Origin of the sequence: Erysipelothrix enhydrae (genome assembly GCF_035066605.1) — a bacterium.
Taxonomy (GTDB): domain Bacteria; phylum Bacillota_I; class Bacilli_A; order Erysipelotrichales; family Erysipelotrichaceae; genus Erysipelothrix; species Erysipelothrix amsterdamensis.
The window spans coordinates 58,682-72,514 of record NZ_CP125807.1; the positions used below are offsets into that span (position 1 = coordinate 58,682).

The 13,833-nt window shown below is 37.2% G+C and carries 14 protein-coding genes and 1 tRNA gene; 1 reads left to right on the top strand and 14 read right to left on the bottom strand.

The genetic code is table 11. From position 1 onward, the window contains the following. Nucleotides 1–112: 112 nt before the first annotated feature. From LLS04_RS00260 to LLS04_RS00295, 8 genes are all read right to left on the bottom strand, one after another. Complete coding sequence (locus LLS04_RS00260; RefSeq protein WP_254006668.1) at nt 113–1,111, bottom strand: sugar-transfer associated ATP-grasp domain-containing protein; 999 nt, start codon at nt 1,109–1,111, stop codon at nt 113–115. A gap of 60 nt (nt 1,112–1,171) precedes the next feature. Then, entirely contained in the window at nt 1,172–1,999 is an 828-nt protein-coding gene (locus LLS04_RS00265) for a G5 domain-containing protein (RefSeq protein WP_323611306.1), read from the bottom strand. A gap of 153 nt (nt 2,000–2,152) precedes the next feature. After that, nucleotides 2,153–2,228, bottom strand: a tRNA-Arg gene (locus LLS04_RS00270). 58 nt (nt 2,229–2,286) lie between these two features. Next, nucleotides 2,287–2,757: a YfcE family phosphodiesterase gene (locus LLS04_RS00275; RefSeq protein ID WP_003775329.1), complete on the bottom strand. Its 471-nt coding sequence runs from the start codon at nt 2,755–2,757 to the stop codon at nt 2,287–2,289. Then, complete coding sequence (gene murI, locus LLS04_RS00280; protein WP_323611307.1) at nt 2,754–3,503, bottom strand: glutamate racemase; 750 nt, start codon at nt 3,501–3,503, stop codon at nt 2,754–2,756. Before murI ends, LLS04_RS00275 begins: the two co-directional genes overlap by 4 nt. Continuing rightward, nucleotides 3,490–5,199, bottom strand: a complete 1,710-nt coding sequence (gene uvrC, locus LLS04_RS00285; RefSeq protein WP_323611308.1) for an excinuclease ABC subunit UvrC — start codon at nt 5,197–5,199, stop codon at nt 3,490–3,492. Before uvrC ends, murI begins: the two co-directional genes overlap by 14 nt. 59 nt (nt 5,200–5,258) lie before the next feature. After that, nucleotides 5,259–7,547 carry an endonuclease MutS2 gene (locus tag LLS04_RS00290; protein WP_323611309.1) on the bottom strand — a complete coding sequence of 763 codons (2,289 nt, stop codon included), beginning with the start codon at nt 7,545–7,547 and terminating at the stop codon, nt 5,259–5,261. Continuing rightward, nucleotides 7,540–8,205, bottom strand: coding sequence for a CvpA family protein (locus tag LLS04_RS00295; RefSeq protein ID WP_323611310.1), 666 nt, complete (start codon nt 8,203–8,205; stop codon nt 7,540–7,542). The genes LLS04_RS00290 and LLS04_RS00295 overlap by 8 nt, the downstream gene beginning before the upstream one ends. 73 nt (nt 8,206–8,278) lie before the next feature. Between LLS04_RS00295 and rnhC the strand changes: the two genes are divergently transcribed. Then, the gene (rnhC, locus tag LLS04_RS00300) at nt 8,279–9,166 is read left to right on the top strand and encodes a ribonuclease HIII (protein ID WP_323611311.1); all 888 of its coding nucleotides are present in this window, start codon (nt 8,279–8,281) and stop codon (nt 9,164–9,166) included. On the opposite strand, the gene LLS04_RS00305 is transcribed toward rnhC, so the two are convergent. The 6 genes from LLS04_RS00305 to LLS04_RS00330 all read right to left on the bottom strand — a co-directional run bounded on the left by LLS04_RS00305 (nt 9,153) and on the right by LLS04_RS00330 (nt 13,814). Then, complete coding sequence (locus LLS04_RS00305; protein WP_003775317.1) at nt 9,153–9,632, bottom strand: deoxycytidylate deaminase; 480 nt, start codon at nt 9,630–9,632, stop codon at nt 9,153–9,155. The two genes, rnhC and LLS04_RS00305, sit on opposite strands and share 14 nt — an antisense overlap. An 8-nt stretch (nt 9,633–9,640) precedes the next feature. Further along, entirely contained in the window at nt 9,641–10,840 is a 1,200-nt protein-coding gene (locus tag LLS04_RS00310; RefSeq protein WP_323611312.1) for a rhomboid family intramembrane serine protease, read from the bottom strand. Beyond that, nucleotides 10,840–11,748, bottom strand: a complete 909-nt coding sequence (locus tag LLS04_RS00315) for an RluA family pseudouridine synthase (protein ID WP_323611313.1) — start codon at nt 11,746–11,748, stop codon at nt 10,840–10,842. Before LLS04_RS00315 ends, LLS04_RS00310 begins: the two co-directional genes overlap by 1 nt. Beyond that, nucleotides 11,741–12,202: a signal peptidase II gene (gene lspA, locus LLS04_RS00320; RefSeq protein ID WP_323611314.1), complete on the bottom strand. Its 462-nt coding sequence runs from the start codon at nt 12,200–12,202 to the stop codon at nt 11,741–11,743. Before lspA ends, LLS04_RS00315 begins: the two co-directional genes overlap by 8 nt. A gap of 83 nt (nt 12,203–12,285) precedes the next feature. Continuing rightward, entirely contained in the window at nt 12,286–13,299 is a 1,014-nt protein-coding gene (locus LLS04_RS00325; RefSeq protein ID WP_323611315.1) for an alpha/beta hydrolase, read from the bottom strand. Then, nucleotides 13,296–13,814, bottom strand: a complete 519-nt coding sequence (locus LLS04_RS00330; RefSeq protein WP_323611316.1) for a cysteine hydrolase family protein — start codon at nt 13,812–13,814, stop codon at nt 13,296–13,298. Before LLS04_RS00330 ends, LLS04_RS00325 begins: the two co-directional genes overlap by 4 nt. Nucleotides 13,815–13,833 lie beyond the last annotated feature (19 nt).

Below are 13,833 nucleotides of genomic sequence, written 5' to 3' on the forward strand. Positions count from 1 at the left end.
ACTGTTTCATTTTAACACACTTTTGTTTGATAAAAAACAAAAGTAACGCATTTGTTTTGCTTATCTTTTAAAAGGGTTCGAATCAAAAATAAAACCTCGACGATGTCGAGGTTTAAATATCGATAACTTTTCGAAATTTCGGTAATAAGCCTTCCTTAGAACCGGTTAAACTTGGTTTCATTTGGAATACGCCAGTATTGTAATTTCCTTCGATGAGAGAAGGTCTTTTTTGACCAATTGCGACATCCCATCCAACATATTGAATTTGCGGAACTTCACGTGCCGCACGATCAAGCATCTCAACAATTTCATTGTATAACGGAACTTGAAAACCAACAATCTCAGTACCTGTAATAGGGTGTTTTTTAAAAGCGACTGCATCTTTATCAAATGCTGGATATAAAACTTTGCCACCATCATCCAAGACCGTATACATTCCACCAGCACCAAAATTATCCAAGTGCCCTCCATTACCAATTTTTAAAACACCTTCAAGCACATGAACATCCTTACCGTCGAAAAATGTAATCATGCGAAGTGTATTGACACTTTCAGGATAAAGGGAAGACATTGCTTCATGTTGAACAAAATACTCCTCAATTAAAAACTGACGACGTTCCATACGTTCTTTTTTAAATAACTCAAAATCTTCAATTTCTGCCGTAACAAAACGTTCCACGCCATATCCCATAAGACTATCTGTCACTTTTGCCATTACAACATCATGTCCTGCTAAAAACGCTTTAACTAAGTCATCTGATGATTCGCGTAAATCGACAAAATCACGACCAATATACTCTCGAAATACTTTATTAAATTCTGATTTATCTGCAAATTTATGTCTGAATTCTTTCTGATTATATTTTACGATGATAGAGTTTGCGATACCGCCGGTAATAAACGTCTTGCGTTCCGCACGATTCAATAAATAAAACTCAAACTCGAAATAATCTAAATAACCCGACTGATAGATAAATGAACATCCAATCATATCTAAAAGAATAAACAATCTAAATTTACCTGTTTCTTTACTAATGACACCAGCAATTCGCCACATATTTTTATAATCTAATGCTTTTAATCTTCTAAAATAATACTTAATTCGACCCATGCTTTACCTCCACATACTCAATCTATAATAACCTTAGTTTTCATTTCAGACAAGACCATATCAATATCCGAATAGTTGAACCCAATACCAATTCCCATCAGAGGCTTGGTAAAGGGCACACGCACCCGACTTAAAATCATCTAAAATATTTGCTCGATGACTTGGCGAATCCATAAAACCACTCATGGCACTTTCTACCGAAAACGCACGTTTCGCTAAATTCTCAGCAAAAATCAATTGAGGATTTAAACTATCCCAAGAACTTCCATCAGGGCGACGGTGCTCAAAACTTTTTTCAAGATCCACTGCACGAATCCCTGCATATTCAAAAAGTGACTCTGACCATGTTAGAGAATCCAACTGATGTTCTTTTCGAATTTGATTGACACGATTAAACATTAAAAGCGACTCATCTTTATTGATATGTTCCGAATTCACAATAATTTCTTTGATTCCAACACGTGTGATTTCATCAACAGGAGCATAAACAACTTCAGTATATTGAACAGAAGAATCGACCAAATCATTGTTTTTATAGAGTTCTTTATAAACGGTTCGCTTCAGACCTGTTTTTCCTTCTTGATCTGTAATCGTTTCACCCTGATTGATACTTGCATCATTTTTTTCGTGTATATCAAAGGGGATGGGTGTTTCTTCACTTCGATAATCCTCAACATAATGATCTGATGCTTCAGGTTCGAAATCATCTGCTTGCTCTGCTTTTGTAATTTTTGAAATCTTCGTATTGACTGCGTTCTTTTTCATAATTTTGGGGGGCTGTTGTTCAACTGTTTTTTTGGATATTCCTTGAAAATATCCAACTCCACATCCAAAGCAAAAAACCAATAATCCAAAAAATCCAATAATGTGTTTCTTTTTTACTTTCATATGCCCCTCCATATAAAGTTCTTGTATAATTGTACTAAATTTTCACATAAAATCCTATTGTTAAATTCATTTTATCGCGTAGATTATATTATATGTGAAGTTTTATGGAAAACATAAAAAAAACACCAATTATTTGGTGTTATTGTTTAAATTTGGCGTCCCCGGAGAGATTCGAACTCCCGACCACACGCTTAGAAGGCGCGTGCTCTATCCACTGAGCTACGGAGACAAATTGTGCTCTATGCGTCTACAATAATATCATTAAGACGCATAGAATACAATGCTTTTTATAAATCTCTTTCAAATAATTCTTCTACAGTCACTTTATCTTCTGTAATCGTGATTTTTGCGAAACATGTTGGTGATCCGTCTCGATTATAATAGAGCGAACCTGGATTAATTAAAAGAATCCCGTCCACATCTTTTACGACAGGAACATGGGTATGTCCATAACACGCAATCGTACAACGATGTTCCTTAGCTAACGCAATAATATCGTCTTCGATATGACGATAACGCATTAAATGACCATGCGCTACAAAAATACGCGTTCCCTTTACGTCTACTACCAATGATTCTGGATACTTATAAAACGTATCGTTATTCCCTGTAACTGCGTCAAAGGGTTTCATGGATTCATAATCAAGTTCATTATCGCCACAATGAATGTAAGCATCCGCATGAGGATATTTTTGTAGAATTGATTCAAGTACTTTTTTCTTACCATGGTTATCACTGCAAACGATAATTTCTGTCATATTGTTTCCACCTTTTCTATCGAATCAAAAAGACGTTTAATTTGTCTTTCCATTTTTTGAGCGTCACCTGTCGTAAAGGTCTGACATGATGACCTTAAAAACTCATAGTTCATCGCAACATACTCACAAATCGGACGTCTTGAATCATGAATTTGCCCTTTATATATTTTTCTAAAAGCATCATGAACAAGAGGATAATGAGTACAACCTAAAATAAGATCCGTTGTCTCAAGAATTGGTTTTAATTCGTTTTCTAAATAGGTATCCAATTCTAAGTTTTGACTCAAACCCTCGATAATATTGACTAATTCAGGAAGCGCAATTTCCTTAACGTCAATCAATCCTTTTTTTTCAATATAATTGCGATATGCATGTGCATTAAAGGTTGCAAGTGTCGATACAACACCAACACAAGTATCAGCTTTCACTTCAATTTGTCCAACCGTCAGTTCGATGATACCAATCAAATTCATATCTGGAAAATGATTTCGTGCAGTGGAAAGCGCAACGGCTGAAACTGTATTACAAGCAATCACGACATCCATAATGTCGTGATCGTGGAACCACTTCATCGCTTGAAGAGTGTAAGCAATGATGGCATCATCCGATTGATTTCCATAGGGGGCGTTTTTTTGATCTGCATACAAAACCAAAGAAACAGGATCAAGACGCTGTTTTAGGTATTGATAAACACTATAACCGCCAAGACCAGAATCAAAAATCCCCAAGGTCTTAATTTTTTTCATGATAATCATTCCAATCTATATGTAATATATCATACAAATCACTCGCAACATCTTCTGGTAAAACACTCTGAAGCGTTTCTAAAGAAGCCGCACGAATATTCTTCAGAGATCCAAATTTCTTATAAAGTTCTTTCTGTCTTACTTTACCCAATCCACTTACTTCATCAAGAATTGAGCGTGTCATTGCTTTTTTTCTTAAATTACGATGATACGTTATAACAAAACGGTGTACTTCATCTTGCATTTGCATAAGGAAATTAAAGAGTGGACTTGTTTTATTAATCGTAATTAAGGTTCCATCTTCACGCATTAAAGCGTGCGTACGGTGACGATCATCCTTTATCAAGGAACAAACCCTTAAATCAAGTTCAAGGTCACTGAGAACCTCTAACGCTGCATTAAGCTGAGGTTTCCCACCATCAACTAAAATTAAATCCGGCATTGGTTTAGATTCTCGCATTAAACGGAAATATCGACGATACAAAACTTCCTTCATCGAAGCAACATCATCATTCCCTTGATGTAATTTATAACGACGATATTGGTTTTTATTCGGTTCACCATCATCATAAACAACACAGGCAGAAACTGCGAAAGCTCCTGAAATATGAGAGTTATCAAAAACCTCAATACGATGAATCAACGAACTCATACCTAAAGCATCACTTAAATCGCTTAACGCTTCATCTTTAAATTGTTGGCGTTCACGAAGAATCGAGAACTGATCGTCAAGCTGTTGTTGCGCATTTTTTTGCGTAATTTCCAACAACGTCTTTTTCTTACCACGAAGTGGTACTTTTACATCTGCACCCAAAACCTCTCCCAACTCTTCTGCGTCCACTAAATCTGGAACATATATTGTTTTAGGAAGCGGTTGGTTCTCATAGAATTGTGCAATAAAAGAAACAAAAGCATCGAGTGGTTCTTCCATACATGCCTCAACCGCCATGCTACGCTCTAACAAGCGACCACCACGAACAAAGAGACCTACAATCGCGATATACCCTTGATAATATGCAAAGTGAAACAAATCAAACCGTTCGTCTAAAGAAAATTGAACTTGTTGTTTGTCACCAATATAGTCCAAAGCATGCAGCTTTTCTTTATAGACTTGTGCCAACTCAAAATTTAAAGATTGACTTGCTTCAAGCATTTTTCGCTCCAACTCATCCTTAAACGGCTTTATATTACCATTTAAAATACTCATCACATTTTGACGCCAAACATCCAGTTCTTCCGGTGTATAACGTTTACCTGTGCGATTAAACGCGCTGTAAATCGCTAAAGTATTGGGTAATAATGTATCTCCAGTAGGCACTGAGTCATTTAGAAGACGGGCCATATCACGGGCCGCTGTCGCATCAGGATAAGGTCCAAAATAATGAAATTGCTTGGATTGCTTACGATCTCGCGCAACCAAAACTTCCGGTTTTCCTTCTCGTGGAATTTTTAGATATGGATACGATTTATCATCCATAAATATGATATTGAATTGAGGCCGGTGTTCTTTAATTAAATTAATTTCTAGAATTAAAGATTCTTTCTCCGTACTTGTAATGATAAATTCAAAATCATCAATTTGGCGTACCATACGTGTTGTTTTATGATCATGGGCACCCGTAAAGTAGGAACTTACTCGATTCTTTAACCGCTTCGCTTTCCCTACATATATGATTTCCCCATTCTTATTTTTCATGAGATAACAACCCGGCTCCATGGGTAAACGTCTAAGTTTTTCCTCAATCGTTGAGCGTGTCATTGTTTTAACTTCACAATGGTTGCACCCATACCACCATCACCAACACCGCCTAATTCATAGGAGCCTACATTTTTATTGCGACGAAGTGTTTGGTGAACCGCAGTACGGAGCTGACCTGTACCGTGGCCATGAATGATTCTAAAGGTTGGTACTTTATGAAGTACACATTCATCAATGTATTTCTCTACCTGAGGCATCGCTTCAGAAACACGCAGGCCAATGATGTTTAACTCTGTTTTAAACGACGAACGCGCATCCACACTGTGACTTCGTGTTGGTTTTACTTTCACTTTTTTGGCAGGTCCTGCAACCCGTGTAAGTTTCCCTAAGTCGACATTAACTTTTAATCCACCAATCGATACAAACGCAGTATTTTTTTTAATTGAATCAACAACACCCACCTGGTTTGTGGATTTCAATTGGACGCGGTCCCCTTTACCGATGGTTTCATCAACAGCTGTTTCAGCTTGTAATGATTGAATTTGCTTTACTGCTTTTTTTCGAAGATCTGGACGGTTTGTTTTATTTAAAACATCTAATTGTCGTTCAGCCTCTTCAACCATTTGTTCCAATAACGCTTCATTTTCCTCACGCAAAGCTTGTTCTTTACGAACAAACTCGGCTTCAAGCGCTTTTTGTTTCATAAGTGCTTCGTGTTTAAGATTTTCAATTGCTTCTTTTTCTTTTAAAAGTTCTTGTTCAAGTTTATCTTGTTCATTAATTTTCGCTTCGAGAATTTCAAGTAAATGATCTGCTTCATACTGACCTTCTTGTTTGTATTTAAACGCACGGTCAATAATATCGGCTTGTAAACCTAAACGTTTAGCAATCGCAAACGCATTGGATTCACCCATGACATTTTCACGATAACGATAGGTAGGCTTGAGGTTCTGTAGATCAAATTCAACACTTGCAATGAGGATATCTTCGTATTGAGTACCGTATTTTTTAAGTCTTGAAAAGTGCGTCGTTGCAATAACCCAACACCCAACATCTCTAAAATGATCCAGGATTGCCATCGACAAACTTTCACCTTCTAAAGGATCGGTTTGTGAACCTAACTCATCCAACAACACAATTGATTTCGAAGTTGCTTGCGCATTAACTTTTGTCATGGTTTCCATATGAGCGGAAAACGACGATAATGATTTTTCAATAGACTGTTGATCTCCAATATCCACAAACAACTGGTCAACTAACATCACTTCAGCAGATTCCGCACAGATTGGACATCCGGCTAAAGTCATGAGAATGGATAATCCCATTGTCTTTAAACTTACACTTTTTCCCCCGGTATTCGGACCACTGATTAAAATCATTTTATGAGGCGGGGTCAGTGTATACGTGTTTGCTACAACTTCTTTAGGATTAATTAATGGATGACGTGCATTTTTTAAGTTCAATCGATCTTGCGTTAGTGTTGCGACCACCGCATCATGATGTGCTCCCCACTCCGCTTTCGCAAAAAGGCAGTCGATGATGGCTACAGTATCAAGGTCAGCACTAAGTTGTTGTGCATCGTGTGCGATCAAATTTGACGTTTCGCGACAAATACGTTCGATTTCAGTTTGTTCTTGGTGAATAAGACTTTGATAATCATTTTGCATTCGCGCTAAAAAGGCAGGCTCAAAATAAACCGACTGCCCGCTCGCTGATTCACCATAAATTGTACCTTCAAGTTTATATTTATCTGAAGGTTTCACTAAAAATGTCCGACGTCCGTGTTGTAACGAAACAACAGCTTCACTAAGCATTGCACGATTTTTTGTTAAAAACTCTTGAGTTTTATTTTCTATATTTTGTTCAAGCGCTTTACTTTGACGTCTCAGTTCACCTAAGTGTGTACTTGCGCGATCTAAGACTTCACCCTGTTCTCCAAAACAATGTTCGATATGTTTCAGTGTTGACTCCGTAACTTCAAGACTTTCGAACAAATCCTCAAGCGCAGGATAAGATCCTTCTAAATTTTTAAATTGTTTTTTAAGACGTTCAAGACCTTGCATAAAGCGTCCAACATCTACTATATCTTCTACCGATAAAGTTCCACCCTTTTCAGCAAGTGTTAAAGCATAGGTTACATCTGTGATGCCACCAAATGACATAGAACCATTAACAACTACTAATTGTAATGCATCTTTAGCACGCGCTAAATCACGCTTCACAATTAGTGAGGAAAATGAAGGAACCGTATTTAAAACCGCTTCCTTACCCAATGAAAAGGATGCATAATGAGCTATTCGCTCAAGCACTTTATCGAACTCTAATCGAGACGATGTATTATTCATATTTTTCTAAATACTCCCTAATCTGTACTTCATTAAATCCGTGTTTTTCAAGCCACTTTACCATAGCGGTTTGCTGACTTGGAGATAACTGTTGATCTGTAATAATACTTTGAATCGCAGCATTTTGATTCATAAAGTCATCAAATGATCCTAATATCGGTGTTGATGCACGTTCGACATACACCAACCAGGTATTGTCGATGATTTCTTGACCATTTTTAACAATCGGTGTTGTTAGAAAGACACAAATCAACACGAGCTTAAGTGCAAAAAACGCAACGCTAAAGACACCACCAATTGCAGAATTCACTTGTTTTACTAATGGAACTTTTGAAATTATGGTTGCAAGTGGTGTTACCAGCAATAAAACCACACGAATCACAACGAATAAAATTACGAACCATATCAACTGATTCATTTGATGTACAACGAGTTGATTAATGGTTAGAAACCCAGTTCCAGATGCTTTAAAGAATTGGAATATTTGCACAAATACAGGTGCGAAAATCCATGCTGCAAAAAGCGATACAAAAGTTCCCACAACATCAACGAGCTGCAGCAACAAACCTTTCTTATATCCAATATAAAGGGTCACCGCAAACCAAATAATAATAACCCCATTTAAGTAACCCATCCAATCATTGGGAAACATCACCATAAAATCACTCCTTCTTTTTTTTATTTAATGAGTTCAACTATTAATTTCAATCGAAATAGTCTATATTATTAGTATGACAACTATTACAATAAAACTAACAGACAAACAGATAAACGAATTAAAATCACGATATTCAAAATATCCAATTCGTTACGATATTCAATACACACACTTCCAAATTAAGGGAAGTGATGTCACCATCACAGCCTACACCAGCGGTAAGGTTGTTTTCAGCGGTGAAGGCGCAGAATTTCACGCTTCATCTTATTCTGATCGAACTTCAAAGCCCAATTCACCGCTTGCATCAACACAGAAGATTGAAGGATCGATGGCAGGCAGCGACGAAGTGGGTACCGGAGATTACTTTGGTCCAATCACCGTCTGCGCTTGTATCGTAAACGAATCTGACTTGCAACGAATTCCCGTTGCGGAAATTGTCGATTCAAAACAAATGACGGACGATAAGATTCGAAAAATTGCTCCAATCCTTAAAAAAGAACTTCAATACAGTCTTCTTATTCTTGATAATAAAAAATACAACCGTGTCCATGACACAATGAACATGAATGTCATCAAGGCAAAATTACATAATCAAGCATTCTTAAATCTTAAAAAACGATATAAAATGCCGCCTTACGCAATCATTGATCAATTTATGGCTGAGAAACCTTATTACAACGCACTCAAAGGAGAACCTGAAATATTTCGTGGGCTTATCTTCGAAACAAAAGCAGAGAACAAGTTTATTGCAGTCGCATGCGGTGCAATTATTGCTCGATTCGGTTTTTTAGATTACCTCGATAAACTCTCAACAAAATATGACTGCGTCTTTCCTAAAGGGGCAGGTTCCCATGTTGACACATTTGGAAAAGAATTTGTTAGACGGTATGGAAAAGAAGAACTTGATAATGTTGCGAAGGTTCACTTTGCCAATACAGCACGAATTCTTAACGATGCGTAAGCGAAACACAAATTGCTTTATCAATTTTTCGATAAGAAACTCCAGCAGCATCAAGCATGCGCTTCGATACTAAGACAGCATCCGTTTCTGCGTACTTATCATCTTCATAAACAATTTCTTTAATACCACTTTGAATAATTGCCTTGGAACATTCATTACATGGGAACAATGATACATAAATCGTACACCCTTGTAAGGATTGGGTCGCATTCAAAATTGCATTTAATTCTGCATGAACCACATATGCATATTTCGTCGTTTGAAAATCTCCCTCGCGTTCCCAAGGAAACGCATCATCACTCAATCCCGTTGGAAGGCCATTATAGCCAATTCCAACGATTTTTTTTTGCTGATCTACAATTGCAGCACCAACTTGAGTTGAAGGATCTTTAGAACGCAACGCAGACAAATGAGCGAGGCCCATAAAATATTCATCCCAAGAAATGACATTATCTCGTTTACTCATAAAACCCCCTACTTCATAAAACCGCTTAAACGGTTTGCATAATTTTTAAACCCAAGTTCATACCAGCTATTAATAACCGACATATCCAACCTTGGGCTTGATAGGGTACCCGCATGTTGCGTCATCACAACCACAATCCCTACAACAAATACAGCAGATAGTACCATTGTTCCTTTGCGTAAATAATCCCAATCTTTTCGTTTTGAGAAAACAAGTCCACACAATAATCCTGCAATCAATCCACCTAAGTGGGCTGTTGCACTAACACCCGGTAATGAACTGATAATGAGATTAATAAATAAGACTTGAAAGACTTGAGACATAACTTTAGGGTTACGCATCGCTTTTGTTTCAAATAAATAGACACACATTGCGCCTAACAACGCAAACAGTCCACCACTAATACCAAGACCGATGACACCCTCATCCAGAATAAAGACAAATGCATTACCCATAAGAATACCCACGATTAGAGTAAAGAGATATTTTTTCCCTTCCATCACAGTTTCCATAACCACGCCTAAATTTCTTAGAGCCATTAAGTTCATGATTAAGTGTAGAAAAGAAATATGAAGAAAACCTGCAGTAATAAATCGGAACCATTCATGACCATGAACGATAAACGGTTTATAAAAGGCACCTAACATCACTGCAACAGTATTAATGTTTATCTCTGAAACTAAAATTAAGTATTGTGCGAGTAAAAAAACAACAACACAAATCATTGAGATGACATTGGTTACAGGAAAAGAACGGTATCGTGCTTGTTTTTGCATTCTACCAATCGTTTTTTTCAAATTAAGTACCGCCTTTGAAAGCGAGCGATCCGGATTTTGACTTATTTTTAAAAGTCCACTTAAATCACCGTATGAGGTAAGAAGTTGCGAGGATGAGATAAAATTCGGTCCTACAACCACATTCATATCATCTCCGACTTTGTCCTCTTGATTCACACTAATATTAAGCCCTTCTGCCTTCGTTTTAAATACAAGGGCGAGACTTTCACGATGTTTTGAAATCATCTCGCGATCAATATTTGAAAGGGATGTGGAGGTAACCATAATAATCGCATTGTCCTCAACATTTTGATTCACAAGCCAAACCTGTGAACTGTCTTGAGTCATTGAAACCATTTGATATTGAAAATGCTTCATAAAATAGTTCGCGACTTCAATTACCCATGCATCATATTGAGACTTTGTATACATTAATCTAACCTCCTGATTTCCTCGATAACGTCTTTCATTGTTTGAGGTAATTCAGCTTCAAACGTCATAACCTCTTTGCTAGCGGGATGCGTTAACGTTAATTTTTGTGCATGCAAGCACTGACCATTTGTTTCCCATGTATTTTTATAACTATATGTTTGATCTCCAACAATAGGATGCTTAATATACTGAGCGTGAACACGAATTTGATGTGTACGACCTGTATCTAATTTACAACGCAACACACTAAAATCATTAAAACGTTCTGTAAGATAGAAATGTGTTACTGCATGCTTACTGTTTTGATCTGTAACTGCCATACGTTGACGGTTTTTAGGATCACGACCAATTGGCGCATCGACCGTAGCACTTTGATGTTTAAATTGGTGATGCACAATTGCCACGTACTCTCGCGAAATTAAACGTTGCTTTAAATCTTCTACTAAAATTTCATGTGCTTCATTTGTTTTCGCAACAACTAATAAACCCGTTGTATCCTTATCAATTCTATGAACAATACCTGGGCGCAATTCGCCATTAAGATCACTTAATTGCGTTGTATGTGCCAATAGTCCGTGAACCAATGTTGGTTGATTTAACGTTGATGGTGATGGGTGAACAATTAAACCTTTTGGTTTGTTAACAACTAAAATTGCATCATCTTCATAAACAATATCTAAATCCATTGGCACTGGAACAATTGAAATTTGCTCCTCAGTAATTTCATACTCCACTACATCATCTTCTTTTAAGCGAAGGTTTGGTTTAACAACATTACCATTTACTCTAATATTTCCATTTTTAATCCATGTTTGTAAAACACTACGAGAATAATCCGTTACAGCAAGTGCCATATACTGATCAATTCTCATTCCATCAAACATTTCTTCTACAATTAATTTATTCATATTTTTGACCTCTTTCATCGAGATAGAGTACAACTGCGAGAATAAAAACACCCACAACCAAACTCATATCTGCTACATTAAATACAGGAAACTGATATCCAAAGATATTGAACGCAAACATATCACGTACATAGCCATAAATTGCGCGGTCAAACAAATTCCCAAAAGCACCTGCAAACATTAAGGCAATCGCTGTCAAAATGACAGGTTTATCTTCTTTTACATAATAATAAGCGAGCACAATGCAAACTGCTGTTGCAAGTACGATAAAAAGCCATTTCTGACCGTCAAAAATACTCCATGCTGCCCCTGTATTACGTACATACCGAAGTGAGAAAAATCCGGGTATAACGTGTAAAGAATCCCATAATGGAATCGTTTTGTCGATCCATGCCTTTGACAGCAAATCGATAGCGATAATCACGACACTCAATAATCCTAAACGTTTCTTCATAACTTCCTCATTTCATGTGTTTATTATAACATTATCGCATATTCATTGCATATATAAAACCCCATCAAAAAAGATGTGAGTCTTCACACCTTCTTAGCATATTTGTTAAGGAATCCTACAAATTCCTCAAATGTATGTACGGAATAAGGATTATCCATTTTAAATTGATACTCATGACCTAAAACATCCGCGACATCTTCATAAAACACAGAAGTCACCGGAACTTGCAACGATTCCAATTTTTCTTGCATTTTTAAACCGTCTTCCATAAAACTCATTTGATTACCATCCGTAATAAATGTGGGTGGAAAATCTTTAGTAACATGATTGAGAATGGATAACGATTCAACGTACGCTGTATCCATCCATGCCTTTTCACCCATGTAAGCCCAGGCCAAGCGACTCATAAAGAAATCTAAAACACCTGAAGAAGACTGCATATTTAAAAGTCCATTTAGATCGTAAGGTCCACAAAACAACGCAATCCCTTTAACATAACTCGGGTTTAACGTAACACTTTGATCGAGCTTTTGCGCATACTGTGAATCGACCTGAACCATCATGTATTGGGATATAATGTGTGCCCCTGCTGAATCCCCCGCTAAAATGATATTATTCATATCCAATCCAAAAAGCTCTGCATGAGATTCAAGATAACTTATCGCTTCACCAACTTGATGAACTGGAGAAGGGTAAACTGCTTCTGGCGCTAAATCATAGTTGAGGTTGATGACTCGATATCCTTGGTTGGCTAATTGGACTGCATACTCATAATTATCATGCTTATCGCCGCCTACAAACGCACCCCCGTGAACCCAAATAACTGTAGGGAGTTTTTGTGTGTTCTTCGGACCGAAAAGATCAAAAGTATTGCGGCCAGCCGTTGATTCATAGGTCAAATCTGTGTAAACACGAACTTCTGACTCAATCACTTCATACCCATCCGGTTTAACCGCCAAACCCCCTTCAAACACTCTTCGAATTAAAAAGGCAGAAGGTGCTGAATCTACGATAAAATACACCGCAACTCCACCAACAATTAATAAAACTAGAGCTAATACCGCTAAAATCCCACGTTTTATACTCGCCCGATTCATCGAATCACATCCACTTGTAGACCCTCAAGCACATCAAATGTACTTTGATTTAATACTGGGTCATAACTATCTGTGCAGGATGTATCTACAATAATTCGCGCCTCAGGACATGCAGCTTTTGCGATAACACACGTACTGATAACACAGATGTTGGAAACTAAGCCCATCACCTCTATCTCATCATAGTTTTTTTTATCTAAATAATTACCCAACTCTAAAGAGGCAAAAGTAGGTTTATTAAAAATAATCGTATCCGGCTTCACAAAGGGTTTTAAACGCATATCAAGTTCCCATCCGCTTGATCCCAAAATACAATGTTCAATCGGTAAACGACGCCCTTCTTGCGTTTCAAGATAATTGGATCCGTGGGTATCACGTGTAAACACAAGGTCACAATCTTGTTCATTTTCTAATTTTTTCAGAATATTCAACACCACTTGATTTGCTCCTTCAAAACCAAGCGTCCCCGATACAAAGTCATTTTGAACATCAACGATAATGTTTAATTTTTTCATATTGTCCACCCTTTTTATT

Coding starts and splice junctions, on each gene's coding strand:
- LLS04_RS00275 (WP_003775329.1), bottom strand. CDS start 2,757: ATGACAGAAATTATCGTTTGCAGTGATAACCATGGTAAGAAAAAAGTA.
- uvrC (WP_323611308.1), bottom strand. CDS start 5,199: ATGAAAAATAAGAATGGGGAAATCATATATGTAGGGAAAGCGAAGCGG.
- LLS04_RS00265 (WP_323611306.1), bottom strand. CDS start 1,999: ATGAAAGTAAAAAAGAAACACATTATTGGATTTTTTGGATTATTGGTT.
- LLS04_RS00315 (WP_323611313.1), bottom strand. CDS start 11,748: ATGAATAAATTAATTGTAGAAGAAATGTTTGATGGAATGAGAATTGAT.
- LLS04_RS00310 (WP_323611312.1), bottom strand. CDS start 10,840: ATGTATACAAAGTCTCAATATGATGCATGGGTAATTGAAGTCGCGAAC.
- LLS04_RS00325 (WP_323611315.1), bottom strand. CDS start 13,299: ATGAATCGGGCGAGTATAAAACGTGGGATTTTAGCGGTATTAGCTCTA.
- LLS04_RS00290 (WP_323611309.1), bottom strand. CDS start 7,547: ATGAATAATACATCGTCTCGATTAGAGTTCGATAAAGTGCTTGAGCGA.
- LLS04_RS00295 (WP_323611310.1), bottom strand. CDS start 8,205: ATGGTGATGTTTCCCAATGATTGGATGGGTTACTTAAATGGGGTTATT.
- rnhC (WP_323611311.1), top strand. CDS start 8,279: ATGACAACTATTACAATAAAACTAACAGACAAACAGATAAACGAATTA.
- murI (WP_323611307.1), bottom strand. CDS start 3,503: ATGAAAAAAATTAAGACCTTGGGGATTTTTGATTCTGGTCTTGGCGGT.
- LLS04_RS00330 (WP_323611316.1), bottom strand. CDS start 13,814: ATGAAAAAATTAAACATTATCGTTGATGTTCAAAATGACTTTGTATCG.
- LLS04_RS00260 (WP_254006668.1), bottom strand. CDS start 1,111: ATGGGTCGAATTAAGTATTATTTTAGAAGATTAAAAGCATTAGATTAT.
- lspA (WP_323611314.1), bottom strand. CDS start 12,202: ATGAAGAAACGTTTAGGATTATTGAGTGTCGTGATTATCGCTATCGAT.
- LLS04_RS00305 (WP_003775317.1), bottom strand. CDS start 9,632: ATGAGTAAACGAGATAATGTCATTTCTTGGGATGAATATTTTATGGGC.